The following is a 23,974-nucleotide window of genomic DNA, read 5'->3' as shown; positions in this document are numbered from 1 at the left end:
CGCGCTTGATGGTTTTCGTCATTGAAGCGGGCCTCATATTCTTTCCGGAGAGTGGATGATTCGTCCCTCGGTTTTGCTACTGCTGTGTTGTTCGCTGCTACTGCCGATGACGGCGGTCGCGCGTCTGCCCGGGCCGTTGCAAGCGGTACCGGCGAGCAAGGTGCGCGACCTTGCGGAAATACGCAGCAGTCGTGTGCTGCGGGTGTTGGTCAACCAGAGCCGCAACAGTTCCGGTGAAGTCCAGGGGCAGGCGATCGGGGTCGAGTACCATCGCCTGAGAGCGTTCGAGCAATACCTCAACGGCCACGCCCGTGACGGTCAGGAAATCACCCTCAAGATCATTCCCAAGGCCAAGGATCAACTGCTTGGCGCATTGCAGCGGGGGGAGGGCGATCTGGTGGCGCCAGGCGAGTTGCTCGAACTGCAACCCGGCTTCGCCGTCAGCACCAGTGAGCCGATTGCCAGCAACATCCCGTTGGTCCTGGTGGGCATCAAGGGCGAACGCCGCTACACCAGGCTTGAACAGCTTTCCGGCAAGACCCTGGCATTACCCGCAGGCAGCGCCGCCGGGGATGCCGTCAGCCAGATCAATCAAAAGCTCGCCTTGCACAAACTGCCACCGGTCACGATCGAATGGGTCGATCCGAGCCTTGCCGTCGAGGATGTACTGGAGATGGTGCAGGGCGGGATCTTCCACCTGACCATCGTCGAGCAACCGATCGCCGAACGCTGGGGCAAGATTCTGCCCAGGCTGCGTTTCGACAAACAGGTACTCGTCAGTGATCCGGGAGAGGAATTCTGGTTCGTGCGCCGTGATGCCTCGATGCTGCGGGCCAGCATTGATCGCTTCCTCACCGTCTACAAAAAACCATCGGATCAGGACGCCGCGTTCCTGCGGATCTATCGTCGTCTCTATCAAGTGCACTATCCACTGGCCAAGGCGGACCGACAGCGCCTGGAAAAACTTCGCCCAGTGTTGCAAAAACACGCCGACGCCCAGGGCATGGACTGGCTGAACCTGGCGGCGCTGGCCTTCAAGGAGTCATCCCTGCAACCCGCCGCCCGCAGTGGCGGTGGCCCCACCGGTCTGATGCAGATCACGCCTTCTGCGGCGCAGCGGGTGGGGGTCAACAATATTCAGGACCTTGATGGCAATGTGCAGGCCGGGGCCAAGTACCTGGCGATGATCCGGCGCAAATTCTTTGCCAGTCCGAAACTCAACGAGCGCGAACGCATGGCCTTCGTGCTGGCGGCCTACAACATCGGGCCGGAGCGGGTGCAAGGCATGCGCGCCGAAGCCCGCCGGCGAGGCTTGAATCCCAACCAGTGGTTTTTCCAGGTCGAACGCATTGCCATGGAGCAAGTGGGTATGGGGCCTGTCAGTTATGTTAATAGCGTGAACAAGTATTACTTGGCGTTCGACCGGGAGCGGGAGTCGTTGGAGCCCCAGGGGCAAAAGGTTGTATCACGCAAATGATCAACAAATTTGATTGTTATTACGGGTTTTTTGCGCTTTTAGAATGTGAATTACTGATTAATATGGCGGCCAACCCACACACACTGACAAGGAATGAAACAGCATGAGCACTCTGATCAATAAGGTACTGTCTACCCGCGCTGGCTACGGCCTGACCGTTCTGCGCATCGTGGTCGGTATTGTTTTCGCCGCTCACGGTTCGCAAAAACTCTTCGGGGCATTCGGTGGCTATGGTCTGGCTGGAACCGCGCAGTACATGGAAAGCCTCGGACTGACGCCGGGTTACCTGATGGCGGCACTGGCGGGCGGCACCGAATTCTTCGCCGGCCTGGCCCTGATCATCGGCTTGCTGGTTCGCCCGGCCGCACTGGGCCTGATCTTCCTGTCGCTGGTCGCGATTTTCTCGGTGCATATCAGCAACGGTCTGTTCATGGCCAACAACGGTTATGAGTTCGCCCTGGCGTTGCTCGGTGGCAGTCTCGCGGTATTGATCGAAGGTGCGGGCAAGCTCTCGGCGGACCGTGCCATCGCCGGTTGACCGCTCTGGTTCAACGAAAAGGCCCGCATTGTGCGGGCCTTTTTTGTTGAGCGTCATTCTTGACACTGTCCAGTCAGCTTCTCTAGGATGTTGCTCATGCGCCGATTTAAACAGCTACTTGCGGGGCGCCAGGTGACTCATCCAGTTGCCGATAGAAGCCGGAACAGGCTTCGAAATACCGCTAAAGCGCTGGTTCGGTGTTGCCTCTCACCTGCCATGCAGACTTTTGAGGCAGAGACACGACACAATGAATGCACTAAACCCCGTTGTACGTCCCGCGCCGATCACGGCACATCTCACCCAGCGCAATCCAAAAATCCTGCTTGGCGGCAAACATCAGCCAACGCTCTTGCGTTATCTCGATGGCTGGCCACGTCGTACCGGCGGTCCCGCTGCCTTCCTGATCCAGTTTGTCGAAGACGGTGAATCGCTCGCTCGTTTCGCCAACGACAGTTTCGATCTGGCAGTGATTCAGTCCCCCAGCCTCGAAGATGCGCCTGAAGTGATCCGGCAACTGACCCGCGTTGCCCGGCAGGGGCTGATTACCCGGCTTTAACGCTCACGGGTACTCGATTGCCACGATGTACACGCACTGCTCACCCGTCGGTGTCTGGACCCGGACTTCGGCGTCCAGTGCCTTGCCGATCAATGCGCGGGCCAGGGGCGAGTCGATGCTGATCAGGCCCTGTTTGAGGTCCAGTTCATCCGGCCCGACAATGCGGTAGCGCGACTCTTTGCCATCCTCGTCCTCGATCGTGACCCAGGCGCCGAAATAGACCTTGTTCGGATCGCTGGGTTTTTCGCTGACCACCTTGAGCGCTTCCAGGCGTTTGGTGAGAAAACGCACGCGGCTGTCGATCTCTCGCAGCATCTTTTTGCCATAGGTGTATTCGGCGTTCTCCGAGCGATCACCCTGGGCCGCGGCTTCGCTGACAGCCTGGGTAACCTGGGGCCGACGTACATGCCACAACTCATGGAACTCGGCGCGCATCCGCGCTTCACCCTCGGGGGTGATCAGCGCGGTGCCAGCGGTGCGGGGAGGGCGGTAACGGCTCATGACAGCTTCTTGTGGTGAGGATGGCAGGAGTCTATCAACCCTCGCGCAGAACTGTCAGCGGGCTGGCGTTCAATGCCCGACGGGTGCCGAACACCCCTGCACCACCAATGAGCACGGCGCCCACCAGTGGGAGCAACAACAGCCATGGATGTGGATGCCACGGCAGGTCAAAGGCGTAGCGATAGAGCACCCAGCTCACCACTTCCGAGCCCAGTGCCGCCAGTAAGCCACTGACTGCGCCCAGCAAACCGAACTCGATACGCCGGGCCTTGACCAGCAATTGCCGCTCCGCCCCCAGCGCACGCAACAGCGCGCCCTGGCGAATGCGTTCATCCAGCGTCGCTTGCAGGCCGGAGAACAGCACCGCCATCCCCGCCGCCAACACGAACAACAACACGTACTCCACCGCCAGCGTCACCTGGGCGAGGATGCTGCGCAGTTGCTCCAGCAAGGCTTCGACCTGCAGGATGGTCACCGCCGGGAAGGCGCGGGACAGGTCGACAATCTGTTGGTCGTGACCCGCTGCCAGATAAAAACTGGTCAGGTAGGTCGCTGGCAGATCCTTGAGGGTGCCGGGCTGGAAGATCATGAAGAAGTTCGGCTGGAAGTTGTCCCAGTTGATCTCCCGCAGGCTGGTGACCTTCGCCTCGCGATTGACTCCGCCAACGCTGAATACCAGGTGGTCGCCGAGCTTTATTTTCAAACTCTCGGCGACCTTGCCTTCTACCGACACGCCGGGAACATCGTCCGGCATCTGTTGGTTCCACCAATTGCCGGCCGTGAGTTTGTTGCCCGACGGCAGGTCCGCGGCCCAGGTCAGGCTCAGGTCGCGCTGGATCGCCCGGTCCCCGGCCGATTCCTTGGTGACGATTTGCTGTACAGGCTCGCCGTTGATGCTGATCAAGCGTCCAGGCACTACCGGGTACAACGGTGCCGATTGCGCCGATACGGTGATCAGGTGATCGGTGAAGGCCTGTTTGTCCGCCGGCAGGATGTTCAGCGCGAAGTAGTTTGGAGCGTTTTTCGGCAGCTGGTTCTGCCAGGTGTCCAGCAACTCGCCGCGCAGCAGCGCAATCAGCGCCATTGACAGCAGAATCAGGCCGAACGCCAGGGACTGGCCCGCGGCAGCGAGCGGGTGACGCAGCAGTTGGCCCAGTCCCAGGCGCCAGGGCAAGGACGCACGAGCAAGCATGCGCCGCAGGCTCTTCAACAGCAGCAACAACAAGCCGCCCAGCACCAACGCTGCAATCACGCCGCCGCCGAGCAGGGCAAAGGTCAGCACCAGGTCCAGGCTCAGGCGCCACATGATCAGGGCGAGGGCGCCCAGCGCTGCGCCGTAGACCATCCAGGTGCTGGAAGGGATCGGCAGTATGTCCCGGCGCAGCACGCGCAATGGCGGAACCCGGCCCAGAGCCGCCAGTGGCGGCAAGGCGAATCCGGCCAACGCCACCAGTCCGGTGCCGATCCCGGCAATGGCCGGAAACAGCCCGCCCGGAGGCACGTCGGTCGGCAACAAGTCATGCAGCAGGGCAAACAACCCCAGCTGTGCGAGCCAGCCGAGGAGGGCGCCGCTGATGCTGGCCAGCAGCCCGAGCACAGTCAGTTGCAGGCTGAACAGCACCATGGTTTCCCGGCGCGACAGCCCGAGGCAGCGCAGCAAGGCACTGGCATCGAACCGTCGGGTGGCGAAGCGGGTTGCCGACAGCGCCACCGCCACGCCGGACAGCAACACCGCCACCAGGCTGGCCATGTTCAGGTAGCGTTCGGCTTTGCCCAGGGCGCCACCGATCTGTCGATTACCGTCGCGGGCGTCCTGCAAGCGCTGGTTGGCGGCAAGCCCCGGTTTGATCAGTTGCCGATACGTCTCGAGTGCCTGAGCGCTGCCTCGCCATAAGTCGCGATAGCTGACCCTGCTGCCGGGCTGCACCACGCCGGTGGCTGCAAGGTCGTCGAGGTTGATCAGCACCCGCGGTGTCAGGCTGTAGAAATTGCCGGCACGATCGGGTTCGTAAGTCAGCACCCGCGCCAGTTTCAGGGTTTTCATGCCGACATCGATGCTGTCGCCGATCTTCAGGTCCAGGGCGGTCAGCAGGCGTGCCTCGACCCAGGCTTCACCGGGGTGCGGTCCGCCACCGACTATTTGCGTGGCAAAGGGGGCGGGCGCGCTTTTCAATTCGCCGCGTAGCGGATAGGTGTCATCGGCCGCCTTGATGCTGGACAGCTGAATGCTGTTGTCGGTGGCGATGACGCTGGAGAATTCCACCACTTGAGCGTGTTCCAGACCCAGTTCGGTGCCGCTTCTTATCTGTTCGGGGCGCGCAGGCGAACTGCCTTCGAGCAGCAGGTCGGCACCGAGAAATTCGGTAGCGCGCAGCATCATGGCGCCGTTCAGGCGCGCGCCAAAGTAACCGATGGCGGTGCTGGCGGCCACGGCCACCAGCAAGGCGAAAAACAACACGCGCAATTCACCGGCGCGGGCATCGCGCAGCAATTGGCGGATGGCGAGACTGAACAGGCGCAACAGCGGCAGGCGTGCCATCAAGGCTCCAGAGGGGCGACCAGCAGGCCGGCTTCAAGACGGATCAGGCGCCGGCAGCGATGGGCCAGGCGTTCATCGTGAGTCACCAGCACCAGGGTCGTGCCGCGCTCCTGGTTGAGCTCGAACAGCAAGTCGCTGATGCGCTCGCCGGTGTGGCTGTCGAGGTTGCCGGTCGGTTCGTCGGCGAACAGCACATCGGGCTCGGCGGCGAATGCGCGGGCAATCGCCACGCGTTGTTGCTCGCCTCCGGAGAGCTGGCGCGGCGAGTGAGTCAGGCGTTGGCCCAGTCCCACGCGTTGGAGCAATTGGGTGGCGCGTTCGCGGGCGTCTTTGCGGCCATCGAGCTCCAGTGGCAACATGACGTTTTCCAGGGCATTGAGACTGTCGAGCAGCTGAAACGATTGAAAGACAAAACCCACGTGCTCGGCGCGGATGCGCGCACGCTGGTCTTCATCGAGGTTGCTCAGGCCTTGCCCGGCGAGTGTGACTTCGCCGCTGCTCGGCAGGTCGAGGCCGGCAAGCAGACCCAGCAGGGTGGACTTGCCGGAGCCGGAAGCGCCGACGATGGCCAGGCTGTCGCCCTTGTTCAGTTCCAGGCTGAGTTGGTGCAGGATGGTCAGTTCACCTTCCGCGCTGGGAACCACTTTGCTAAGGTCCTTCGCGATGAGAATGCTTGCGCCCATGGAGAGTCCGATGCGTGTCTGGTTTTTGAGTGCTGGCCTGGCCTTGATGTGCATGGCCCAAAACGCAGCGGCGGGTACAGTCCTGATCGTTGGCGATAGTATCAGCGCCGGTTTCGGGCTGGATACCCGGCTGGGGTGGGTGTCGCTGCTTGAGCAACGGCTCAGGCACGAAGGTTTCGACGACAAAGTGGTCAATGCGTCCATCAGTGGCGACACCAGTGCCGGAGGCCAGGCGCGCCTGCCCGCGCTGCTTGCAGAGCATAAACCGGAACTGGTGATCCTCGAGCTGGGCGGCAATGATGGTCTGCGCGGGATGCTGCCAACTCAATTGCAACAAAATCTTGCTTCGATGATCGACAGCTCCCGGGCCAGCGGTGCCAAGGTGTTGCTGCTCGGCATGCAATTGCCACCCAATTATGGTGCGCGTTACACCAAGGCGTTCGCCGAGGTCTACAGCAACCTGGCCGATGAGAAAAAGATCCCGCTGGTGCCGTTTTTCCTCGATGGCGTAGGCGGCCATCCGGACTTGATGCAGGCTGACGGCATACACCCGGCGGCCGGGGCCCAGGACAAGTTGCTGGAAAATGTCTGGCCTACTCTAAAACCGCTGTTATGACACTTTTCTAGAAGCAGGCTTTCGGCTAAGGTGGCGCCCCCGATTTGGAGCCCCCGATGCCGCGTCCCGCCTGGTCACTATTTGCCTATCAACTGATCGAGCCTGACGAACAGCTGGATCTGTTCGCCTGCCAGGAAGTGCGAGTGCATCTGGTGACCCGTCAACTGGAGTTGGGCGGTTCGGCGGACCGGACCCTGTGCGGCAGTCTGTTGCCGGCGCAACCGCGCTGGTCGAGTGTTGATCGCCGGGTGTTTCAGGACCAGCGGCTGTGTTCGTTGTGCCGGGCCATTCTTGAGTCGCAGAAGCGGGGGACGTCGCCGATCTGGCCGGAATTGCGGTTTGAGCTTTGATCCGTCAGGAGTCGGGGCGGCCTTCGAGCCGACCTGTCTTTTGTTGACCGTGTACATATCCGTTGCTGCGGTAACGGCGGCTTATGGTTTCGCCCTTACGGCGAGTCCCTTTGGCAAACGCCCCAAAGGAACCAAAGGTCTCGCCCCTTACGTACGGCCCCTCGCTAAAGCTCGGGGTTCCTTCGCTCCGGTATTCATCAGGGCGCATCGCCTCCGGTCTGCTTCGCGACGACCTCCTCTCGATGTGTTCGACTTCGTCGAACGGCGCTGCGCGCCTGCCCCCTGATGAACACCTCCACTCAGCCTGCCGAGGGGGCGGGTGGATCAAGATCAAAAGCTGCAGGCGAGCTAACGCTCGGCCTGATGAGTGGTAAAGAGCACGGGTGTACGCCGACCTGCCGTTGCTCTGCTCTTCTGTAGGAGCGAGCTTGCTCGCGATGGACGTCAACGATAACGCGTGCTGCCTGAATGCCCGCGTTGTCCTGGCGTTTTTCGCGAGCAAGCTCGCTCCTACACGGGATCGAAGATAATCGCAAAATCGGCCCGCACTGCCTGTAATCGGGCGATCTCCCCGAAATAACGGACTGCAGTGTACAATCGCGTTCTTATACTCTCAGTTGATCATGCATAGGATTTTCCGGATGTTGTCGCGCTTTCCTGCCGTCACCCGCTGCCTGACTCTTGCCGCCCTCTTAGTGGCCGGTCCAGTCGCAGCATTGGAGCTTCCCCTGCCACCGCCCGGTGAGGACATCATCGGCCAGGTGCAGGTGATCAAGGCCAAGTACGAAGATACCTTCGCCGACCTTGGTACCGCCTACGATCTGGGCTACACGGAAATGGTCGCGGCCAACCCGGGTGTCGATGCCTGGTTGCCTGGCGCCGGTACGGAAATCATTCTGCCGACTCGCTTCATCCTGCCACCAGGTCCGCGTGAAGGCATCGTGATCAACCTGGCCGAGTACCGCCTCTATTACTACCCGAAAGGCAAGAACGTGGTGTACACGTTCCCGCTGGGTATCGGTCGTGAAGGCTGGGGCTCGCCGATTGCCCACACCAGCATCACCGCCAAGACACCGAACCCTACCTGGACGCCTCCGGCTTCGATCAAGGCCGAGCACGCAGCAGACGGTGACCCGCTGCCCAACGTTGTGCCGGCCGGCCCTGACAACCCGCTGGGGCCGTTCAAGTTCACCCTGGGCACACCGGGCTACCTGATCCACGGTTCGAACAAGAAGTTCGGTATCGGCATGCGCACCAGCCACGGTTGCTTCCGCATGTTCAACAACAACGTGCTGGAAATGGCGGGCATGGTGCCGGTCGGAACGTCCGTGCGGATCATCAACGACCCGTACAAGTTTGGTCTCAGTGGCGGCAAGGTCTATCTGGAGGCGCATACGCCGCTGGACGACAAGGGCAACCCGTCGGTGGTCGACAAGCACACCGCAGTCATCAATGCGATGCTCAAGCGTGAAGACATCACCAACAACCTGCGTATGAACTGGGATGTGGTGCGTGATGTGGTCGCCGCTGAAGACGGCCTGCCGGTTGAGATCGCTGTGCCGGGCAACGGCGTTGCACCGATGGTATCGAGCATGCCGATCGACCCGCTGCAGTAACGCTGGCAAAGAGCCCGTCGGCGCGGACAGCGTCGACGGGTTTTTTATTGCCTGGAGAAACGCCAGGCAATAAAAAAGCCGACCCAAAAAATGGGTCGGCTTGATAACAATCCCGAAGGATTATTACTTGCGGCTAGCTTTGTCCAGCATGCGCAGAGCACGCTCGTTAGCTTCGTCAGCAGTCTGTTGTGCTTTTTGAGCAGCAGCCAGAGCTTCATCAGCTTTACGGTAAGCTTCGTCTGCACGAGCCTGGGAGCGAGCAGCTGCGTCTTCAGTAGCGGTCAGACGTGCTTCGGTTTCTTTCGATGCGCTGCTGCAACCGGTAGCCAGAACTGCGGCCAGAGCCAGAGCAGAGAATTTCAGAACGTTGTTCATCGTGTTCCCCTTCAAGGACTTTCTATTAAGTAGCTATCTCCTCCGATTGAGGAAAGAGCCGGCGTACATACTACCCATTACTTGTAGTAAGTAAAACTGACGTGACGCAAGAAGCAAAAAAAATTGTAGGCGTTGATTCTTTTTCGAGCAACTTTTAACTGAACTGTTTAAAAAATATCCAGCTGCAAGGCCCGTGGCTGAGCGAACTGGAGAGAAAAAGTTCCTTCGGCACACCGCTCTTTTTCCCGCCTGGCTAAAGTCCGCCTACATGGATTCGTCTACACTTTTGTTCGGCTTTTGCGTAGCGCCTCCCAATATCTTTCTCGATGTTCAGGTGACTTTAACAGCGGGCGCTCGTCTTAAGTCTCAACATCCGGCAATGTTCAGGCTATCGACCCGGAGTGATCTTCGGTCGAGCGCAATCCTGCGTGATCCGGAGCAGCACCCGCCAACCCGCACGATGACGAGCGCACCTTGAGCATTTCTGCCAATGGTGCCTACTATTTGTACGTGCTCGGTAGCGCGAGATCGGTGCAGCTCTTCTCGGTGCCCACTCAGGCACGGGGTGGCGTAGATGTTCCTTCGCCGGAAAAACATCGGTAAGGTAGGGGTCGGAATTCCAGACCCGCGAGGAGTAGTGATGAGCGAGGCGTTGTCCATCCACCATGACCAGGCTGGTCATCAGTTCGAGACCAATGTGGACGGTCATCGTGCCTATCTGACCTATATGGATCTGGGGAAACAGACCCTGGATATCTATCGCACCTTCGTGCCCAACGCATTGCGTGGTCGCGGTATTGCGGCAGCCTTGACCGAGAAGGCGCTGGAGTACGCTGACGAAATGGGCTACACCGTCATTCCATCGTGCTCCTACGTCGAGCGCTACATGGAGCGTCACCAGCGGCATGCGGCCAAGCTGAGTCAGTGACCTTCAACAAAACGAACACATAAAAAAACGCCGGGTCCAGCCCGGCGTTTTTTTTGTGTGTGCTTTTTGCGCCGCCAAACAGGCGATCAGCTGCGATCGCGTTTAGGCAGCACATCCTTGAGCTTGGCATGCATGCTGCGCAAGGTGTTTTCGGTCGCGGTCCAGTCGATGCAGGCGTCGGTGATCGACACGCCGTATTGCAGGTCGGCGAGGTCTTTCGGGATCGCCTGGGCGCCCCAGTTCAAGTGGCTTTCAACCATCAGGCCGATGATCGACTTGTTGCCTTCGAGGATCTGGTTGGCGACGTTCTCCATCACCAGCGGTTGCAGGGCCGGATCCTTGTTGGAGTTGGCGTGGCTGCAATCGACCATGATGTTCGGCTTGATCTTCGCCTTGTTCAGCGCCTGCTCGCAGAGCGCAACGCTGACCGAATCGTAGTTCGGTTTGCCGTTGCCGCCGCGCAGCACCACGTGACCGTAGGCATTGCCCTTGGTGGTCACGATCGACACGCCACCTTCCTGGTTGATACCCAGGAAGCGGTGCGGGCTGGAAACCGATTGCAGGGCGTTGATCGCCACGGTCAGGCCGCCATCTGTGCCGTTCTTGAAGCCGACGGCCGAGGACAGCCCGGAGGCCATTTCACGGTGAGTCTGGGATTCGGTGGTGCGCGCGCCGATGGCCGACCAGCTGATCAGGTCCTGCAAGTATTGCGGGGAGATCGGGTCGAGGGCTTCGGTGGCGGTCGGCAGGCCTTTTTCGGCCAGGTCCAGCAGCAACTGGCGACCGATGTGCAAGCCGTCCTGGATCTTGAACGAGTCGTCCAGGTACGGGTCGTTGATCAAGCCTTTCCAGCCGACGGTGGTACGTGGCTTCTCGAAATACACGCGCATGACCAGATACAGGGTATCGGACACTTCGGCGGCGAGAACTTTCAGGCGCTCGGCATATTCGTGGGCGGCCTTGATGTCGTGGATCGAGCAAGGCCCGATGACGACGAACAGGCGATGGTCGGTGCCATCCAGAATGTTGCGAATGACTTCGCGGCCCTTGGTGACGGTGCGCAGTGCGGCGTCGCTCAGGGGAATATCGCGCTTGAGCTGATCGGGAGTGATCAGTGTCTCGTTGGAGGCGACGTTTAGGTCGTTGATCGGTAAATCAGCCATCGTTTACTCGTCAGGTCACGGGTGCCGGCCGCCAGCGAACCCGCGCGGCGGAGCACAGCAAATTAAGCGCGTCGGGGAGCTGAACCTTAGCGCGTTACACCGTGGCTCGACAATGGGCAGACGCCGGTTTGGTGGGGTTTCGCAGTCAGTTTCCCTGCCGCGAGGGGCAAACCGATCAAGAATGCCTCTATTCCAGCACCGGTTGCGCAAAAGCCTTGCGCACCGAATCGTGAGAGAACTCGTCGGCATGCTCCTGGACCCATTCGAGGGCCAGGGCCTGGATGTCCTGCAAGTCTTCGTGGGCCTCATGCAGGCGGCAGTAGCGTTCGATCTGGCACACCTGTTCGCCCATCCGGGCGCTGAACAGCGTTTGTTCATCGACGAAAGCGATGCCTACCAGATAACCGCGCTTGCGTCGCAGGCACCATGCGACATAGCCCAGGTAGCGCATGTCCGGGTTCACGGTCGGCATGCGTACCTCCAGCGCCGTGCCGTGACGCCACGCGCGGTGATAATTGCAAGCCATGCCCCCGAGACTGATAGTGTGCAGCTGTCGTCGCGAAAGACACTCAGGTTTCAGCAACGTTAATTCGACGGGCACATCGTCAGGGTGAGGAATGAATCGTCCCATGAACACAGACTCCATGTGTCGGCCATCTGACATTGTTCCTCCCAGTATAGTGGTCGAATTGGAACTGACCGATTTTGACGCCGACCAACGGCTGCTGGCGATGAGCGGTGTATCGCTGGTCATTTTCACCAGTGTCGGCTGCGCCAGTTGCCGTTTTGCCCGCGAGCAATTGCCGACACTCGACCTGGCAGTCGATCGACTGTGCTGGATCGATGCCGGCAACAACGGCGGGGTGGTCGAGCGTTATCAGGTTTTTCACTTGCCGGCGCTGTTTGTCGTTCGCGACGGTGAATTCTTTGGAGCACTGAAATCGCGCCTGACCGGCACCGAGCTCAATCGGGCCGTGCACCAGGCGCTGAGTCGAACAGCAGAGGAGTTGCCATGATGGGGACAGTTGCCAAGCCGACGATCGGCATTATCGGGACCGGCGCAATCGGCGGTTTCTACGGGGTGATGCTGGCACGTGCCGGTTTTGATGTGCATTTTCTGCTGCGCAGCGAGTTCTCCGCGGTGGCCGAGCATGGCTTGCGAGTCGATAGCGCGCCCCACGGTGTACTGACGTTGAACCCGGTGCAGGCCTATTCGGACGCGCAAGACATGCCACCTTGCGATTGGCTGCTGGTGGGCGCGAAAACCACCAGCAACGCCGACCTGGCACCTGCCATCCTGCAGGCGGCGGCACCGAACGCCAAGGTACTGCTGTTGCAAAACGGCCTGGACGTCGAAGACAGCCTGCGCGCGTTGCTCCCCGATTCGCTGCATGTGCTTGGAGGGCTCTGCTACATCTGCGTCCATCGCGAGGCGCCGGGTGTCATTACCCATCAGGCGCTGGGCGCGGTGCATGTGGGTTATCACAGCGGTCCTGCCGATGGGCCGGCACGCAGCGCAATTGTCGAGGAGGGCGTCGGGCTGTTTCGCAGTGCCGGCCTCGATTCCCAGGCCATGGCGAATTTACATCAGGCGCGTTGGCAAAAACTGGTCTGGAATATCCCTTACAACGGTCTCTCGGTTTTGCTGGGGGCGAGCACCACACCGTTGATGGCCGATGCCGACAGCCGCGAGCTGGTCAAGGCGCTGATGGCTGAAGTGGTGCAAGGCGCTGTTGCCTGCGGGCACGACGTACCGGCAGGCTATGCCGAGCATTTGTTCATGGTGACCGAAAAGATGCCCGACTACTGGCCGAGCATGTACCACGATTATTTGCACAAGCGACCGCTGGAACTGACCGCGATCTACGCCCGGCCTTTGGCGGCGGCGAAGGCAGCCGGGTGTGAGATGCCACGCATCGAGGCCTTGTATCGCAGTTTGAGTTTCATTGATCGACGCAATACCTGAGTCGACCGACCTGAGGGGGAAGGGCATGCCAAAGGCAATTGACGACAAGCTGGTGCTGGCGATTTCTTCGCGGGCGCTGTTCGACCTGAGCGAAAGCCACAAGGTCTACCTGTCGAGTGGTGTCGAGGCCTACCGGCAATATCAGATCGAACACGAAGACGAAATCCTCGAGCCCGGCGATGCCTTCCCGTTGGTGCAGAAACTCCTGAACCTCAACAACAGCCTCGGCCGCGCCCGGGTCGAGGTGATTCTGGTGTCGCGCAACAGCGCCGACACCGGGCTGCGGGTATTCAACTCGATTGACCACTACGGACTGGCCATTTCCCGTGCGGCCTTTGTCGGCGGGCGCAGTCCGTATCCCTACCTCAAGGCCTTTGGCTGCGACCTGTTTCTCTCGACCCACGCTGAAGACGTGCGCAATGCACTGGACGCCGGGTTCGCGGCAGCGACCATTCTGTCGGGCGGTGCCAGCCGTGCGGCCAGCGACGAGTTACGCATTGCCTTCGATGGAGACGCGGTACTGTTTTCCGATGAGTCGGAACGCATTTATCAGGCCGGTGGTCTGGAGGCGTTCCAGGCCAGCGAGCGTGAGGCCGCCCGCGAACCGTTGCGCGGTGGGCCGTTCAAAGGGTTTCTCGCGGCCCTCAACCTGTTGCAGCGTGAGTTCCCGGAGGACACCTGTCCGATCCGTACCGCGCTGGTCACGGCGCGATCGGCGCCGGCCCATGAGCGGGTCATTCGCACGTTGCGTGAATGGGACATCCGTCTCGACGAGTCGCTGTTCCTCGGCGGCCTGACCAAGTCGGCCTTTCTCGAAGCCTTCGCGGCCGACGTGTTTTTCGACGATCAGGCCGGTCACTGCGAGTTGGCCCGAGAAGTCGTCGCCACCGGTCATGTGCCCCATGGCATAAGCAACGAGCAAAAGGTTTAAGCCCACTGTTCAATGCGTTGCGCGGGACGTCGTAGTCGCCTAGGCACTGCTAAGCTGAATCAAATCTCCGCCATGTTGGCAGTCGAGGAGGTCATATGATTCGTTCAATGCTGTATGCCACTGACCTTGGTCTGTACGCGCCCGTGGTGATGCAGCATGCCCTGGAACTGGCCAGGACCTTCAATGCCAGTTTGTATGTCGTGCATGCGGTTGAACCCATGGGGTTGTTTGCCGAATCGGTGCTGCAAAGTTATCTCGATGAACAGGCGCTGAACGAGTTTCACAGCCAGGGCCTCAATACGGTGATTGCCAGTATCGAGCAGCGGGTGCTCGACAGTTTTCGTGAGGAGTTGGGGGATGAAGGGGAGCACGACCTGGAGCGGATTCAGGCAGTACGGGTGCTGCAGGGCGATCCGTCGCAGGTGATTCTGGACCAGGCGCAGAAACTCTCCGTGGATTTGTTGATCGTAGGTAGTCACAGCCATGGTGCTGGTGCGGAAACGCCTCTGGGGCGAACCGCCGCCCGAGTGTTGCAACTGTCCAAGGTGCCGGTCTATCTGGTGCCGCTGGTGCAACGTCGTCGTCAAGGGGATCGCTAGAACACGAATAATGGCAATTTGATAAAAAAGTTCTAGATTTATTCTTCGAGCCATTAATATAGTTATATACCGTCGCTGATGCCCGTGGCGTCTACCTGCTTTGAGGGATTCATATGAAGCTTCAACAATTGCGCTACATCTGGGAAGTGGCGCACCACGACCTCAACGTTTCCGCTACAGCCCAAAGCCTTTACACCTCTCAACCGGGCATCAGCAAGCAGATCCGTCTGCTGGAAGACGAACTGGGCGTCGAGGTTTTTGCCCGTAGCGGCAAGCACCTGACCCGTGTCACCCCGGCCGGCGAGCGCATCATCACCACCGCTGGCGAGATTCTGCGCAAGGTTGAAAGCATCAAGCAGATCGCCCAGGAGTTCTCCAACGAGAAGAAAGGCACCCTGTCGATTGCCACCACTCATACCCAGGCGCGTTATGCGTTGCCGCCGGTGATCAGCAATTTCATCAAGCAATACCCGGACGTGGCCCTGCACATGCATCAGGGATCGCCGATGCAAATCGCCGAAATGGCCGCTGACGGCACCGTGGATTTCGCTATTGCCACCGAAGCGCTCGAGCTGTTCGGTGATCTGGTGATGATGCCGTGCTACCGCTGGAACCGTTGCGTGGTCGTGCCTCAGGGCCACCCGCTGACCAAACTGTCGAAACTGACCCTCGAAGCACTGGCCGAATACCCGATCGTGACGTATGTGTTCGGTTTTACCGGCCGTTCGAAACTCGACGAAGCCTTCAGCCATCGCGGCCTGACGCCGAAAGTGGTGTTCACCGCCGCCGACGCCGACGTGATCAAGACCTATGTTCGCCTGGGTCTGGGCGTAGGCATCGTGGCAAAAATGGCTGTCGACACCAAGCTCGATAGCGACCTGGTGGTACTCGATGCCAGCGAACTGTTCGAGTCCAGCGTAACCAAGATCGGCTTCCGCCGCGGCACCTTCCTGCGGGGTTTCATGTGCGACTTCATCGAGAAGTTCGCGCCGCACCTGACCCGCGAAGTCATGGCCAAGGCCATTCAGTGCCACAACAAGCAGGAACTGGAAGAGCTGTTCGAAGGCGTCGAACTACCCGTTCACTGATAGCGTTTCCTGCCGGTCAAACCACCTCGGTGACAGCGAACTGTTGCCGAGCGCCCGCCACCATGATCTCCACCTCATCGCCCTCGAACTTGCCCAGCAGGCTTTTGCCCAGCGGTGAGCGCGGGGTGATGACGGTGATCAGTTGCCCCACCAGGTCGACCTTCAGCCCGGCGGCATCGGGGGCCAGAAACAGCCATTGTTCGCGCCCCTTTTCGTCCTCCAGCCCCAGCAGCGCGCCCACTTCGATGCCCCGCTGATCGTCATACGGACGCAGGGCGAGGTTCTGGCAGAGGCTCAGCGACTGGCGAATTTCCTCGACCCGCCTGGCTTGCCCGGCCGCGAGATAGGACGCTTCCAGCCCCAGGGTGTCGTACTTGTTCTCGGCGATGTTTTCTTCGTGGGTCGCCGTTTCGTAGGCGGTTTGCGCGGCCCGTTCGGCGATGTCGAGATCGACCCGCAGCCTGTCGAGAATCAGTTGGTGGACGGTTTGCTTATTCATGATCAATCGCAGAATTGCAGGACGTTGGCGCGGCTTTTTTCGCTGGGTGCAGTCCGGTCCTGTTGCAGCCAGAACTGACAGTTCGGGTTGGCCAGGTTGCGACTGCTGCTACGTGCTTGATCAAGCCGTTGCTGCTGTTCGTTCTTGCGCAGGTTTTCTTCATATTGCTCGAACAGCGGGCTCTGTGGCGGAATGTTCGGCAGCGGTTGAGCCGCTGCGGGTGGTTGGGCCAGCTGCTCAAACGCCGCCGCGACCGGGGCGAGTTGCTCGCTGAAAAGCAGGCGCGACGCGAGCCAGCAGGTCAACACAATGGCAATGAACCCGAGCCACATGCCGAGGGCGATACTGCCGGTCAGTTGCAGGGCGCTGAGGCTGATCGGGAAGGATCGGCGCGGAGTGGGGCGGTGGGGCATGGTTGCTTCCTGGCGAAAGGTCACTGGCGAGTGGCGATTGTCGCATGAAGAATAATCGCCGTCGGCTCTTCTGCACGGGGTAATTTATGCGGACAATCGGCGCCTTTGCCAACGGGAGCCTGGAATGCCTGAAATGAAAACCCGCTGGGATATTTTTTGCACCGTGGTCGACAACTTCGGCGACATCGGCGTGACCTGGCGACTGGCCCGGCAACTGGTGGCCGAACATGGGCTGGCGGTGCGTCTATGGGTCGATGACCTGCGAGCGTTCGAGCGCCTGTGCCCGGAAATCGACATCCATGCTCCCAGGCAGTTGCAGCAAGGCGTCGAAGTGCGCCAATGGCCAGCCGAGTGGCAACCGACCGAAGCCGCCGATGTGGTGATCGCTGCATTTGCCTGCCAATTGCCGAGCGCCTATATGGAGGCCATGGCCGAACGGGAGAAGACGCCGCTGTGGATGAACCTGGATTACCTGAGCGCCGAGGACTGGGTCATCGGCTGCCACGGTTTGCCCTCGGTGAAGTACAAAAACGTGCAGAAGTTCTTCTTCTTCCCAGGATTCCAGAAGGGCACCGGCGGACTGCTGCGTGAGCGAGGGTTGCTGGAACGGCGTCGGCAATTTCAGCAAAACCCGCAGGCTCAAAGAAAATTCCTGCAAGGCTTGGGAATTGATCCTGCGCCCGGCGCGCAGCTGATCTCATTGTTTGCCTACGAAAACACCGGTCTGGCCAGTTGGCTTGATGCAATGGCCGGCGATTCTACTGCCACTCATCTGCTGGTGCCGGAAGGGCGGATTCTCGGCGACGTCGAGCGTTGGCTCGGTGTACAGGGTTTGGCGGCCGGTGCCGTGCATGTGCGTGATGCCTTGACCGTGCAAGTGCTGCCATTCGTCCGCCAGGACCAGTACGACCGGTTGCTGTGGTGCTGCGATTTCAATGCCGTGCGCGGCGAAGATTCCTTTGTGCGCGCCCAATGGGCTGGCCGGCCATTTCTCTGGCACATCTACCGGCAGGAAGAAGATATCCACCTGGACAAGCTCGAAGCCTTCCTCGAACTCTATGTAAAGGGGTTATCTGCGTCTGCGCGGGAGGCGATCAGCGGTCTCTGGCGGGCGTGGAACGCCGGTGAAAAAATGGCCGACCACTGGCAATTCACTCGTAAACACTGGCCAGAGCTGGAAAAACACGCTGAGGCGTGGTGTCTGGAGCAGGCCTTGCAGGCCGATCTTGCCACGGCGCTGGTACAGTTTTATGGAAATTGGATATGATACGCGGCCTAGATTTTTGTAAATCCCATCCAAATTCGGATATTCGCAATGAAAACTGGTAAAGAACTGAAACCCGGGACCGTGATTCGTCTCGAAAACGATCCTTGGCTGGTTCAGAAAGCTGAATTCACCAAGTCTGGTCGTAACAGCGCGATCATGAAGACCAAGCTGAAAAACCTGCTGACCGGTTACAAGACCGAGATCGTTTACAGCGCCGACGACAAACTGGACGACGTAATCCTCGACCGCAAAGAAGCGACCCTGTCCTTCATCAGCGGCGACACCTACACGTTCATGGACACCACCGACTACACCATGTACGAGCTGAACGCTGAAGACATCGAAGCCGTTCTGCCTTTCGTTGAAGAAGGCATGACCGATGTTTGCGAAGCGATCTTCTTCGAAGAGCGTCTGGTTTCCGTAGAGCTGCCGACCACTATCGTGCGTCAGGTTGACTACACCGAAGGTTCCGCTCGCGGCGACACTTCCGGCAAGGTGATGAAGCCTGCCAAACTGAAGAACGGTACCGAGCTGTCGGTTGCTGACTTCATCGAAATCGGCGACATGATCGAGATCGATACCCGCGAAGGCGGTTCCTACAAAGGCCGTGCCAAATAAGCACAGCTTCAGGAATGAAAAAGCCCGACCATTGAGTCGGGCTTTTTTTGCCTGAAACACTCCACCCTCTGTAGGAGCGAGCTTGCTCGCGATGGTCGTTAACGATAACGCGGGCTATCTAAATGACCGCGTTGTCTGGCCGTCCATCGCGAGCAAGCTCGCTCCTACAGAGGCAGTGTTATTTCTTCAGGTGTTGCTTGAGTTCTTCAGACGCCTGCAGCATCGCCGAACGCACCGCTGGCACCTGGCTCACCACGTTGAGCAAACCGTAGTCGTGGATCAGGCCGTTGTAGCGAACCGAGGTCACCGGCACACCGGCCTCGTCCAGCTTGCGGGCGTAGGCTTCGCCTTCGTCGCGCAACACGTCGGCTCCGGCGGTCTGCACCAACGCTGGAGGCAATCCTTTCAACTGGGCGGTGGTTGCGCGCAGTGGCGAGGCGTAGATCTCGTTCCGTTGCTTGGCGTCGGTGGTGTAGTTGTCCCAGAACCACTTCATCATGTTTTTGGTGAGGAAGTGCCCTTCGGCAAACTGGTTGTAGGACGCGGTTTCGAAGTTGGCATCAGTCACCGGCCACAACAGCACCTGGAACCTGATCGCCGGTGTGCCCTTGTCCTTGGCCATCAGCGCAACCACAGCCGCCATGTTGCCGCCGACACTGTTGCCGGCTACCGCCAGGCGCTGGCCATCGACGTTGATCTCTTTGCCATGCTCGGCCACCCATCGGGTTGCGGCGTAAGCCTGGTTGATCGCCACCGGGTAATGCGCTTCCGGCGACGGCGTGTAGTTCACGAATACGGCCGCGGCACCCGAACCCGTCACCAGGTCACGCACCAGCCGCTCGTGGGTCGGGAAGTCCCCCAGCACCCAGCCACCGCCGTGGAAGAACATGAACACCGGCAGCTCGCCCTTGACCCCGGCCGGCCGGACGATGGTCAGGCTGATCGGTTGGCCGTCGACTTGAATGGTCTTCTGGCTGACATCGGCTTTTGGCAGCGTCAGCTTCACCCCGGCTTGCGCGCCCACCAGCACGGCGCGGGCCTCGGCGGGCGTCATTTGCTCCATCGGCTTGCCGGTTCCGGCGTTCAGAACGTCGAGGAACGCCTGGGTGTTGTGTTCAACCCCGGTACCTGCGAACGCGTTGCTGATGGACAAGGTGAGAAGGGTACCGGTCAAGACTTTGCTGAAAGTGTTCATGTTCGTTTCCTGTTCGGGCCTGGGTAGTCAGCGCTTAGACGGTTACGTGCAGACGCACATCGACGTTGCCACGGGTGGCGTTGGAGTACGGGCAGACCTGGTGGGCCGCATCGACCAGTGCTTGAGCATCGGCTTGTTCAAGACCCGGCAGGCTGATGTGCAGGTCGATGTCCAGGCCGAAGCCGCCAGGGATCTGGCCGATGCCGACATGAGCGGTGATCGAAGCGTCGTTAGGAATGCTGCGCTTGGTCTGGCTGGCCACGAATTTCAGGGCACCGATGAAGCAGGCGGAGTAGCCGGCAGCGAACAGTTGCTCTGGGTTGGTGGCTGCGCCGCCGGCACCGCCGAGTTCTTTGGGCGTGGCGAGCTTGACGTCGAGGATGTTGTCGCTGGAAACCGCACGACCGTCACGGCCACCGGTGGAGGTTGCGATTGCGGTGTAGAGAGTTTGCATGGTGAAAGCCTCGTTCAGGGTTTGTTTGTTTTGCGCTAAATGTTTGCGCGCTAAGTAAGTGCGAAATAAATGTATCGCGCTAATGTTTAGTGCGCAAGATAAATTTTCAAGGAAATTTGAAAAAAGACGCAAGGCTGTGAGGTGGTTTAGGTTGAAAGTATTGAGCTAGAGCTATCGAGGGGGATTTTCAGCGGGTTTTTTTCTGGGGAGGGTGGCGAACCCGGTTTTCTGGTGGGCCGCAGAGCCGCTGTGGGAGCGAGCTTGCTCGCGATTGCAGTCTCACATTCAGCAATGATGCTGACTGATACACCGCCATCGCGAGCAAGCTCGCTCTCACAAGGGATTTGTGGTGGTTTGGAGACTAGAGGCTGTCTTGCAGGTGGCGACGCAACTCCTGCAGTTCCGCCTGCAGGTTTTTCAGGCGCTCCAGGGTCATCCCGCTGGCGCCGAGGATGCATTGGGGAATGTCCCGGGCCTTGTCGCGCAACGCCCGGCCCTGTTCGGTGAGTTCGACGATCACCACCCGCTCATCTTCGCGGCTGCGGGTTCGGCTGAGCAGGCCTTCGGCTTCCAGGCGCTTGAGCAGCGGCGTCAACGAGCCAGGATCGGTCAGCAACCGCGTGCTGATTTCACCTACGGTCAAACCGCCCTTTTCCCACAACACCATCATCGCCAGGTATTGCGGGTAGGTCAGGCCCAGCGCTTGCAGCAAGGGTTTGTAGACCTTGGTCATCATCAGCGAAGTGGAATGCAGGGCGAAGCACGCCTGATTGTCCAGCATCAGGTTGTCGCAGTTGTCCGGGGTGTTGCGCTCGGTGGTCATGTCGAAGCCTTGATCTGTGATCTGAAGAATCTAGCGGGCGAATCTTTAATGCGCCAGATAATTTTGATCAGTGCCGTTGCAAATGGGTTTGCAGCTCCAGGTCCCAGGGCGGAATCGGGCTGAAGCGGGTTTTCAGGTACTCCAGCAACAAGCGACTGCGGGAGTTTGGCTGCTGTTCCAGGCGCAAGGCATAGATGCCGGCGCTTTCCGGTTTCGGCAGACCGCTGTCGCAGAACAGCGGCAGCAACTCACCCCGCAACAGGTATTCGCTGGCCAGCCAGGTCGGCAGGTGCGCGATACCGAGTCCGGCCAATGCGCCGCACACCAGCGCCTCGGCATTGTTGGCGCTCATGCGGATCCGCGCCGGCCGGTGCAAGTGCATTTGCCCGTCGCGCTCGAAACGCCAGGCGAAGGGCGGAGCCAGGCCATCCCAGTCGAGTCCGTCGTGTTCAATCAGCTGTGTCGGCTCGGTCGGCACGCCGCGACGCCGCAAATAATCAGGGCTGGCGCAGGCGATACGCACCATGCTCGCCAGTGGTGTGGCCACCAGCCGGGTATCGGCCAGTTGCCCGGCGCGCAGCACCAGATCGACCTTGCCGAGGTTCAGGCCCTGCATGTCGACGAAGCTGTCGATCAAGTGCAGCTGCACATCGAGCCCGGGGTAGAGCATCAGGAAATCGGCAATCACCGGTGCCAGGTGCCGGCGACCAAAGGCTGCCGGCGCATCGATACGAATCAGGCCTTCCGGCGCGCTGCTCAGGGACACCGCCTCGGCCCGGGCCAGGCGCAATTCGGCGACGATCCGCCGTGCGCGCTCGGCAAAGGCCAATCCCGCCGGCGTGGCGCGTACCGCATGCGTGCTGCGCAGGAACAGCTGACTGCCGACCGCGCTTTCCAGGCTGTCGATACGCCGTGCCACGGCCGAAGGGGTTAGCGGATGACGGCGCGAGGCGGCGGAAAAACTGCCGGTTTCCAGCACGTCGAGGAACAAGGCCAGTTGGTCGGTCAGTTGATTGGGGTTCATGGCAGGTTTGTGCTTGTGCGAATTTGGCACAGCCATTGTGCGTTGCTATGCGTTTCCGTGCCAGAAGCAACTGCGTAGGATCAAAGGCCTGACGGCAACGGGGAAAATGCTGTGATTGAGTTCTTGATGTATCTGGTATTCGGCGCTGCGTTGGGCACGCTCGGCGGTTTGTTTGGCATCGGCGGCGGCCTGATCGCCATTCCGCTGCTGGGCGTGCTGTTCGGGCTCGATCAGCAGATTGCCCAAGGCACCGCGCTGGTGATGGTGGTGCCGAACGTGATGCTGGCGCTGTGGCGCTATCATCAGCGCATCCGTATCGAACTGCGTCACGCGTTACCGCTGGCCATCATGGGGTTTTGCTTCGCCTGGCTCGGGTCGATCTGGGCGGTGGGCATTGATGCGCAAACCATGCGCATAGGCTTTGTTGCGTTTCTGATCGCACTGTCGGCGTACAACCTCGTTCGCATGTTCGCCGCCAGTGCTCCGCCGGCTTCGCAGATGAACTACTCATGGCCCTGGCTGGGCCTGCTTGGCGCTGCATCCGGCACGATGGGCGGGCTGTTCGGCGTGGGTGGCGCGGTGGTGGCGACACCGGTGCTGACCAGTCTGTTCGGCACGAGCCAAGTGGTTGCGCAGGGGCTGTCGTTGGCGCTGGCCTTGCCGAGTACGGGGGTGACGCTGGTGACTTACGCCGCACACCATCAGGTCAGCTGGGTGATCGGCTTGCCCTTGGCGGTCGGTGGGCTGATGAGCATCAGTTGGGGCGTGAAGGTTGCCCACGCATTGCCGGAGCGACTGCTGCGCGGGCTGTTTTGCGGGTTCCTGGTGTTCTGCGCGGTGATGCTCGCCTTCAAAGTTTGAAGCCTTCGATGATGTGCTCGGCCAGGCACTCGGTGATGGGTGACGGGTTATGCAGGTTGCGCACGAGCATGATGCTGGCCTCGGGCAGCAGCGGCAGGTCCTGGGCCTCACCGAGGATGCGCATGTCCGCGGTGATCAGGCTTTCAAGTTGCGCCGTGACGGCCAGGCCGGCGCTGACCACGGCCATGATCGCCGACAGGCTGTCGCTGTTGTATGCCACCCGGTAATCGCGCCCCCGGGCATCCAGGGCATTGCAGGCCCACTGGCGGCAGAAGCAATCACTGTTGAACATCGCCAGTGGCAGCGGCGTCTGCTCGTGGGCGCTGTAGCATTGTGCCTCGGCCCAGACAAAGCGTTCCTTGCGCAACAACTGGCCGATTTCGCTGCCCGGTTCACGGGTCACGATGGACAGGTCGAGGTCCTGGCGCATCAGCAGTTGTTTTGATGATTCGCAGTGCACTTCTATCTGAATCAGCGGGTAAGACTGGGCAAACCGGCGCAGAATCCCCGGGAGGAACCGCATCACATAATCGTCCGGCGTGCCGATACGCACCGTGCCGACCATGTCGGGCTCACGCAACGTATTGAAGACCTCGCTGTGCAGCTTGAGGATGCGTCGCGCATAGCCGAGCAGCACCTGGCCTTCAGCCGTCAGTCGCACCTGCCGCCCGTCGCGCTGGAACAACTGACGCTGCAGCACATCTTCTTCCAGTCGTTTCATCTGCATGCTGACGGCGGACTGGGTGCGGTTGACCAATTCCCCGGCGCGGGTAAAGCCGCCCTGGTCGGCGATGGCGACGAAGGTGCGCAAGACTTCGGTATCGATACTCGGGTAGGCGGACATCCATCAATCTCCGAGATATGTGACATCAGAAACATTCGTTGGATTGATCT

The 23,974-nt window shown here is 60.2% G+C and carries 28 protein-coding genes; 15 read left to right on the top strand and 13 right to left on the bottom strand.

The window, feature by feature from the left end; all coding sequences use genetic code 11:
• The first annotated feature begins 55 nt into the window (after positions 1–55).
• The 3 genes from AC1Q6Y_RS15135 (at position 56) to AC1Q6Y_RS15125 (ending at position 2,571) form a co-directional block, all read left to right on the top strand.
• A complete protein-coding gene (locus tag AC1Q6Y_RS15135) occupies positions 56–1,477 on the top strand; it encodes an MltF family protein (protein WP_057713801.1) in 1,422 nt (473 codons plus the stop codon).
• A 103-nt stretch (positions 1,478–1,580) separates the two neighbouring features.
• Positions 1,581–2,015: a DoxX family protein gene (locus AC1Q6Y_RS15130; protein ID WP_090457085.1), complete on the top strand. Its 435-nt coding sequence runs from the start codon at positions 1,581–1,583 to the stop codon at positions 2,013–2,015.
• 247 nt (positions 2,016–2,262) lie between these two features.
• Positions 2,263–2,571, top strand: coding sequence for a hypothetical protein (locus tag AC1Q6Y_RS15125; protein WP_057713803.1), 309 nt, complete (start codon positions 2,263–2,265; stop codon positions 2,569–2,571).
• A gap of 3 nt (positions 2,572–2,574) precedes the next feature.
• Here the strand turns inward: AC1Q6Y_RS15125 and greB are convergent, their stop codons facing one another.
• Genes greB through AC1Q6Y_RS15110 form a run of 3 tightly spaced genes read right to left on the bottom strand, consistent with a single transcriptional unit; the run spans position 2,575 to position 6,294 of the window.
• Positions 2,575–3,072, bottom strand: coding sequence for a transcription elongation factor GreB (greB, locus tag AC1Q6Y_RS15120; RefSeq protein WP_057713804.1), 498 nt, complete (start codon positions 3,070–3,072; stop codon positions 2,575–2,577).
• 34 nt (positions 3,073–3,106) lie between these two features.
• The gene (locus tag AC1Q6Y_RS15115; protein WP_492624752.1) at positions 3,107–5,611 is read right to left on the bottom strand and encodes an ABC transporter permease; all 2,505 of its coding nucleotides are present in this window, start codon (positions 5,609–5,611) and stop codon (positions 3,107–3,109) included.
• On the bottom strand, positions 5,611–6,294 hold the full coding sequence (locus tag AC1Q6Y_RS15110; RefSeq protein WP_046043370.1) for an ABC transporter ATP-binding protein: 684 nt from the start codon (positions 6,292–6,294) through the stop codon (positions 5,611–5,613). The genes AC1Q6Y_RS15115 and AC1Q6Y_RS15110 overlap by 1 nt, the downstream gene beginning before the upstream one ends.
• A gap of 10 nt (positions 6,295–6,304) precedes the next feature.
• Here AC1Q6Y_RS15110 and AC1Q6Y_RS15105 point away from each other — a divergent pair, with 10 nt between their 5' ends.
• The 3 genes from AC1Q6Y_RS15105 to AC1Q6Y_RS15095 all read left to right on the top strand — a co-directional run bounded on the left by AC1Q6Y_RS15105 (position 6,305) and on the right by AC1Q6Y_RS15095 (position 8,876).
• Positions 6,305–6,910, top strand: coding sequence for an arylesterase (locus AC1Q6Y_RS15105; RefSeq protein ID WP_489339025.1), 606 nt, complete (start codon positions 6,305–6,307; stop codon positions 6,908–6,910).
• A gap of 56 nt (positions 6,911–6,966) precedes the next feature.
• Positions 6,967–7,260: a hypothetical protein gene (locus AC1Q6Y_RS15100; protein ID WP_003226812.1), complete on the top strand. Its 294-nt coding sequence runs from the start codon at positions 6,967–6,969 to the stop codon at positions 7,258–7,260.
• A 641-nt stretch (positions 7,261–7,901) separates the two neighbouring features.
• On the top strand, positions 7,902–8,876 hold the full coding sequence (locus tag AC1Q6Y_RS15095; protein ID WP_057713807.1) for a L,D-transpeptidase family protein: 975 nt from the start codon (positions 7,902–7,904) through the stop codon (positions 8,874–8,876).
• Positions 8,877–8,999: 123 nt separating this feature from the next.
• Here AC1Q6Y_RS15095 and oprI read toward each other — a convergent pair whose 3' ends face one another.
• A complete protein-coding gene (gene oprI / locus AC1Q6Y_RS15090) occupies positions 9,000–9,251 on the bottom strand; it encodes an outer membrane lipoprotei OprI (protein ID WP_003199355.1) in 252 nt (83 codons plus the stop codon).
• A 640-nt stretch (positions 9,252–9,891) separates the two neighbouring features.
• Between oprI and AC1Q6Y_RS15085 the strand changes: the two genes are divergently transcribed.
• Complete coding sequence (locus AC1Q6Y_RS15085) at positions 9,892–10,179, top strand: GNAT family N-acetyltransferase (RefSeq protein ID WP_007973562.1); 288 nt, start codon at positions 9,892–9,894, stop codon at positions 10,177–10,179.
• An 86-nt stretch (positions 10,180–10,265) separates the two neighbouring features.
• On the opposite strand, the gene AC1Q6Y_RS15080 is transcribed toward AC1Q6Y_RS15085, so the two are convergent.
• The gene (locus AC1Q6Y_RS15080) at positions 10,266–11,342 is read right to left on the bottom strand and encodes a 3-deoxy-7-phosphoheptulonate synthase (protein ID WP_007973561.1); all 1,077 of its coding nucleotides are present in this window, start codon (positions 11,340–11,342) and stop codon (positions 10,266–10,268) included.
• A 187-nt stretch (positions 11,343–11,529) separates the two neighbouring features.
• A complete protein-coding gene (locus AC1Q6Y_RS15075) occupies positions 11,530–11,973 on the bottom strand; it encodes a PilZ domain-containing protein (RefSeq protein ID WP_079246728.1) in 444 nt (147 codons plus the stop codon).
• Between AC1Q6Y_RS15075 and AC1Q6Y_RS15070 the strand changes: the two genes are divergently transcribed.
• The 5 genes from AC1Q6Y_RS15070 (at position 11,972) to cysB (ending at position 15,926) form a co-directional block, all read left to right on the top strand.
• Positions 11,972–12,358: a thioredoxin family protein gene (locus AC1Q6Y_RS15070; protein ID WP_057713808.1), complete on the top strand. Its 387-nt coding sequence runs from the start codon at positions 11,972–11,974 to the stop codon at positions 12,356–12,358. The two genes, AC1Q6Y_RS15075 and AC1Q6Y_RS15070, sit on opposite strands and share 2 nt — an antisense overlap.
• Positions 12,355–13,308, top strand: coding sequence for a putative 2-dehydropantoate 2-reductase (locus AC1Q6Y_RS15065; protein WP_492624751.1), 954 nt, complete (start codon positions 12,355–12,357; stop codon positions 13,306–13,308). Before AC1Q6Y_RS15070 ends, AC1Q6Y_RS15065 begins: the two co-directional genes overlap by 4 nt.
• A gap of 25 nt (positions 13,309–13,333) precedes the next feature.
• On the top strand, positions 13,334–14,239 hold the full coding sequence (locus AC1Q6Y_RS15060; protein ID WP_046043378.1) for a 5'-nucleotidase: 906 nt from the start codon (positions 13,334–13,336) through the stop codon (positions 14,237–14,239).
• 95 nt (positions 14,240–14,334) lie between these two features.
• Positions 14,335–14,838 (top strand): universal stress protein, encoded by a 504-nt coding sequence (locus AC1Q6Y_RS15055; protein ID WP_056727114.1) that lies wholly within the window; start codon positions 14,335–14,337, stop codon positions 14,836–14,838.
• Between the two features lie 113 nt (positions 14,839–14,951).
• Positions 14,952–15,926, top strand: coding sequence for an HTH-type transcriptional regulator CysB (gene cysB, locus AC1Q6Y_RS15050; protein WP_015094029.1), 975 nt, complete (start codon positions 14,952–14,954; stop codon positions 15,924–15,926).
• 16 nt (positions 15,927–15,942) lie between these two features.
• On the opposite strand, the gene AC1Q6Y_RS15045 is transcribed toward cysB, so the two are convergent.
• Complete coding sequence (locus tag AC1Q6Y_RS15045; protein WP_218494456.1) at positions 15,943–16,425, bottom strand: GreA/GreB family elongation factor; 483 nt, start codon at positions 16,423–16,425, stop codon at positions 15,943–15,945.
• 2 nt (positions 16,426–16,427) lie between these two features.
• Positions 16,428–16,838: a hypothetical protein gene (locus AC1Q6Y_RS15040; protein ID WP_492624750.1), complete on the bottom strand. Its 411-nt coding sequence runs from the start codon at positions 16,836–16,838 to the stop codon at positions 16,428–16,430.
• Between the two features lie 124 nt (positions 16,839–16,962).
• Here AC1Q6Y_RS15040 and earP point away from each other — a divergent pair, with 124 nt between their 5' ends.
• Both earP and AC1Q6Y_RS15030 read left to right on the top strand, forming a co-directional pair.
• A complete protein-coding gene (gene earP, locus AC1Q6Y_RS15035; RefSeq protein WP_492624749.1) occupies positions 16,963–18,105 on the top strand; it encodes an elongation factor P maturation arginine rhamnosyltransferase EarP in 1,143 nt (380 codons plus the stop codon).
• 48 nt (positions 18,106–18,153) lie between these two features.
• On the top strand, positions 18,154–18,723 hold the full coding sequence (locus AC1Q6Y_RS15030) for an elongation factor P (protein ID WP_007943632.1): 570 nt from the start codon (positions 18,154–18,156) through the stop codon (positions 18,721–18,723).
• 178 nt (positions 18,724–18,901) lie between these two features.
• On the opposite strand, the gene AC1Q6Y_RS15025 is transcribed toward AC1Q6Y_RS15030, so the two are convergent.
• The 4 genes from AC1Q6Y_RS15025 to AC1Q6Y_RS15010 form a co-directional block, all read right to left on the bottom strand.
• Positions 18,902–19,918 (bottom strand): alpha/beta hydrolase, encoded by a 1,017-nt coding sequence (locus tag AC1Q6Y_RS15025; protein ID WP_492624748.1) that lies wholly within the window; start codon positions 19,916–19,918, stop codon positions 18,902–18,904.
• 34 nt (positions 19,919–19,952) lie between these two features.
• A complete protein-coding gene (locus tag AC1Q6Y_RS15020; RefSeq protein ID WP_046031808.1) occupies positions 19,953–20,372 on the bottom strand; it encodes an organic hydroperoxide resistance protein in 420 nt (139 codons plus the stop codon).
• A gap of 361 nt (positions 20,373–20,733) precedes the next feature.
• On the bottom strand, positions 20,734–21,195 hold the full coding sequence (locus AC1Q6Y_RS15015; RefSeq protein ID WP_492624747.1) for a MarR family winged helix-turn-helix transcriptional regulator: 462 nt from the start codon (positions 21,193–21,195) through the stop codon (positions 20,734–20,736).
• A gap of 67 nt (positions 21,196–21,262) precedes the next feature.
• Positions 21,263–22,219: a LysR family transcriptional regulator gene (locus tag AC1Q6Y_RS15010; protein ID WP_057716577.1), complete on the bottom strand. Its 957-nt coding sequence runs from the start codon at positions 22,217–22,219 to the stop codon at positions 21,263–21,265.
• Positions 22,220–22,330: 111 nt separating this feature from the next.
• On the opposite strand from AC1Q6Y_RS15010, the gene AC1Q6Y_RS15005 reads away from it, so the two are divergent.
• Positions 22,331–23,080: a sulfite exporter TauE/SafE family protein gene (locus AC1Q6Y_RS15005; protein ID WP_057713817.1), complete on the top strand. Its 750-nt coding sequence runs from the start codon at positions 22,331–22,333 to the stop codon at positions 23,078–23,080.
• Here AC1Q6Y_RS15005 and AC1Q6Y_RS15000 read toward each other — a convergent pair.
• Complete coding sequence (locus AC1Q6Y_RS15000) at positions 23,070–23,924, bottom strand: LysR substrate-binding domain-containing protein (RefSeq protein WP_057713818.1); 855 nt, start codon at positions 23,922–23,924, stop codon at positions 23,070–23,072. The two genes, AC1Q6Y_RS15005 and AC1Q6Y_RS15000, sit on opposite strands and share 11 nt — an antisense overlap.
• Positions 23,925–23,974: the final 50 nt, after the last annotated feature.

It is taken from the genome of Pseudomonas sp. GW823-FHT06E10, assembly GCF_058794995.1.
Note: the sequence above shows the minus strand (reverse complement) of the source record. Positions and strands in the feature narration are given on the sequence as shown.

Bases quoted from the DNA above. Each gene is read 5' to 3' on its own strand.
- greB (WP_057713804.1), bottom strand. From the start codon at position 3,072: ATGAGCCGTTACCGCCCTCCCCGCACCGCTGGCACCGCGCTGATCACC.
- AC1Q6Y_RS15055 (WP_056727114.1), top strand. From the start codon at position 14,335: ATGATTCGTTCAATGCTGTATGCCACTGACCTTGGTCTGTACGCGCCC.
- AC1Q6Y_RS15110 (WP_046043370.1), bottom strand. From the start codon at position 6,294: ATGGGCGCAAGCATTCTCATCGCGAAGGACCTTAGCAAAGTGGTTCCC.
- AC1Q6Y_RS15015 (WP_492624747.1), bottom strand. From the start codon at position 21,195: ATGACCACCGAGCGCAACACCCCGGACAACTGCGACAACCTGATGCTG.
- AC1Q6Y_RS15095 (WP_057713807.1), top strand. From the start codon at position 7,902: ATGTTGTCGCGCTTTCCTGCCGTCACCCGCTGCCTGACTCTTGCCGCC.
- cysB (WP_015094029.1), top strand. From the start codon at position 14,952: ATGAAGCTTCAACAATTGCGCTACATCTGGGAAGTGGCGCACCACGAC.
- AC1Q6Y_RS15065 (WP_492624751.1), top strand. From the start codon at position 12,355: ATGATGGGGACAGTTGCCAAGCCGACGATCGGCATTATCGGGACCGGC.
- AC1Q6Y_RS15060 (WP_046043378.1), top strand. From the start codon at position 13,334: ATGCCAAAGGCAATTGACGACAAGCTGGTGCTGGCGATTTCTTCGCGG.
- AC1Q6Y_RS15000 (WP_057713818.1), bottom strand. From the start codon at position 23,924: ATGTCCGCCTACCCGAGTATCGATACCGAAGTCTTGCGCACCTTCGTC.
- AC1Q6Y_RS15080 (WP_007973561.1), bottom strand. From the start codon at position 11,342: ATGGCTGATTTACCGATCAACGACCTAAACGTCGCCTCCAACGAGACA.
- AC1Q6Y_RS15030 (WP_007943632.1), top strand. From the start codon at position 18,154: ATGAAAACTGGTAAAGAACTGAAACCCGGGACCGTGATTCGTCTCGAA.
- AC1Q6Y_RS15010 (WP_057716577.1), bottom strand. From the start codon at position 22,219: ATGAACCCCAATCAACTGACCGACCAACTGGCCTTGTTCCTCGACGTG.
- AC1Q6Y_RS15115 (WP_492624752.1), bottom strand. From the start codon at position 5,611: ATGGCACGCCTGCCGCTGTTGCGCCTGTTCAGTCTCGCCATCCGCCAA.
- AC1Q6Y_RS15040 (WP_492624750.1), bottom strand. From the start codon at position 16,838: ATGCCCCACCGCCCCACTCCGCGCCGATCCTTCCCGATCAGCCTCAGC.
- AC1Q6Y_RS15025 (WP_492624748.1), bottom strand. From the start codon at position 19,918: ATGAACACTTTCAGCAAAGTCTTGACCGGTACCCTTCTCACCTTGTCC.
- earP (WP_492624749.1), top strand. From the start codon at position 16,963: ATGCCTGAAATGAAAACCCGCTGGGATATTTTTTGCACCGTGGTCGAC.
- AC1Q6Y_RS15070 (WP_057713808.1), top strand. From the start codon at position 11,972: ATGAACACAGACTCCATGTGTCGGCCATCTGACATTGTTCCTCCCAGT.
- AC1Q6Y_RS15085 (WP_007973562.1), top strand. From the start codon at position 9,892: ATGAGCGAGGCGTTGTCCATCCACCATGACCAGGCTGGTCATCAGTTC.
- AC1Q6Y_RS15045 (WP_218494456.1), bottom strand. From the start codon at position 16,425: ATGAATAAGCAAACCGTCCACCAACTGATTCTCGACAGGCTGCGGGTC.
- oprI (WP_003199355.1), bottom strand. From the start codon at position 9,251: ATGAACAACGTTCTGAAATTCTCTGCTCTGGCTCTGGCCGCAGTTCTG.
- AC1Q6Y_RS15130 (WP_090457085.1), top strand. From the start codon at position 1,581: ATGAGCACTCTGATCAATAAGGTACTGTCTACCCGCGCTGGCTACGGC.
- AC1Q6Y_RS15100 (WP_003226812.1), top strand. From the start codon at position 6,967: ATGCCGCGTCCCGCCTGGTCACTATTTGCCTATCAACTGATCGAGCCT.
- AC1Q6Y_RS15020 (WP_046031808.1), bottom strand. From the start codon at position 20,372: ATGCAAACTCTCTACACCGCAATCGCAACCTCCACCGGTGGCCGTGAC.
- AC1Q6Y_RS15075 (WP_079246728.1), bottom strand. From the start codon at position 11,973: ATGGGACGATTCATTCCTCACCCTGACGATGTGCCCGTCGAATTAACG.
- AC1Q6Y_RS15135 (WP_057713801.1), top strand. From the start codon at position 56: ATGATTCGTCCCTCGGTTTTGCTACTGCTGTGTTGTTCGCTGCTACTG.
- AC1Q6Y_RS15105 (WP_489339025.1), top strand. From the start codon at position 6,305: ATGCGTGTCTGGTTTTTGAGTGCTGGCCTGGCCTTGATGTGCATGGCC.
- AC1Q6Y_RS15125 (WP_057713803.1), top strand. From the start codon at position 2,263: ATGAATGCACTAAACCCCGTTGTACGTCCCGCGCCGATCACGGCACAT.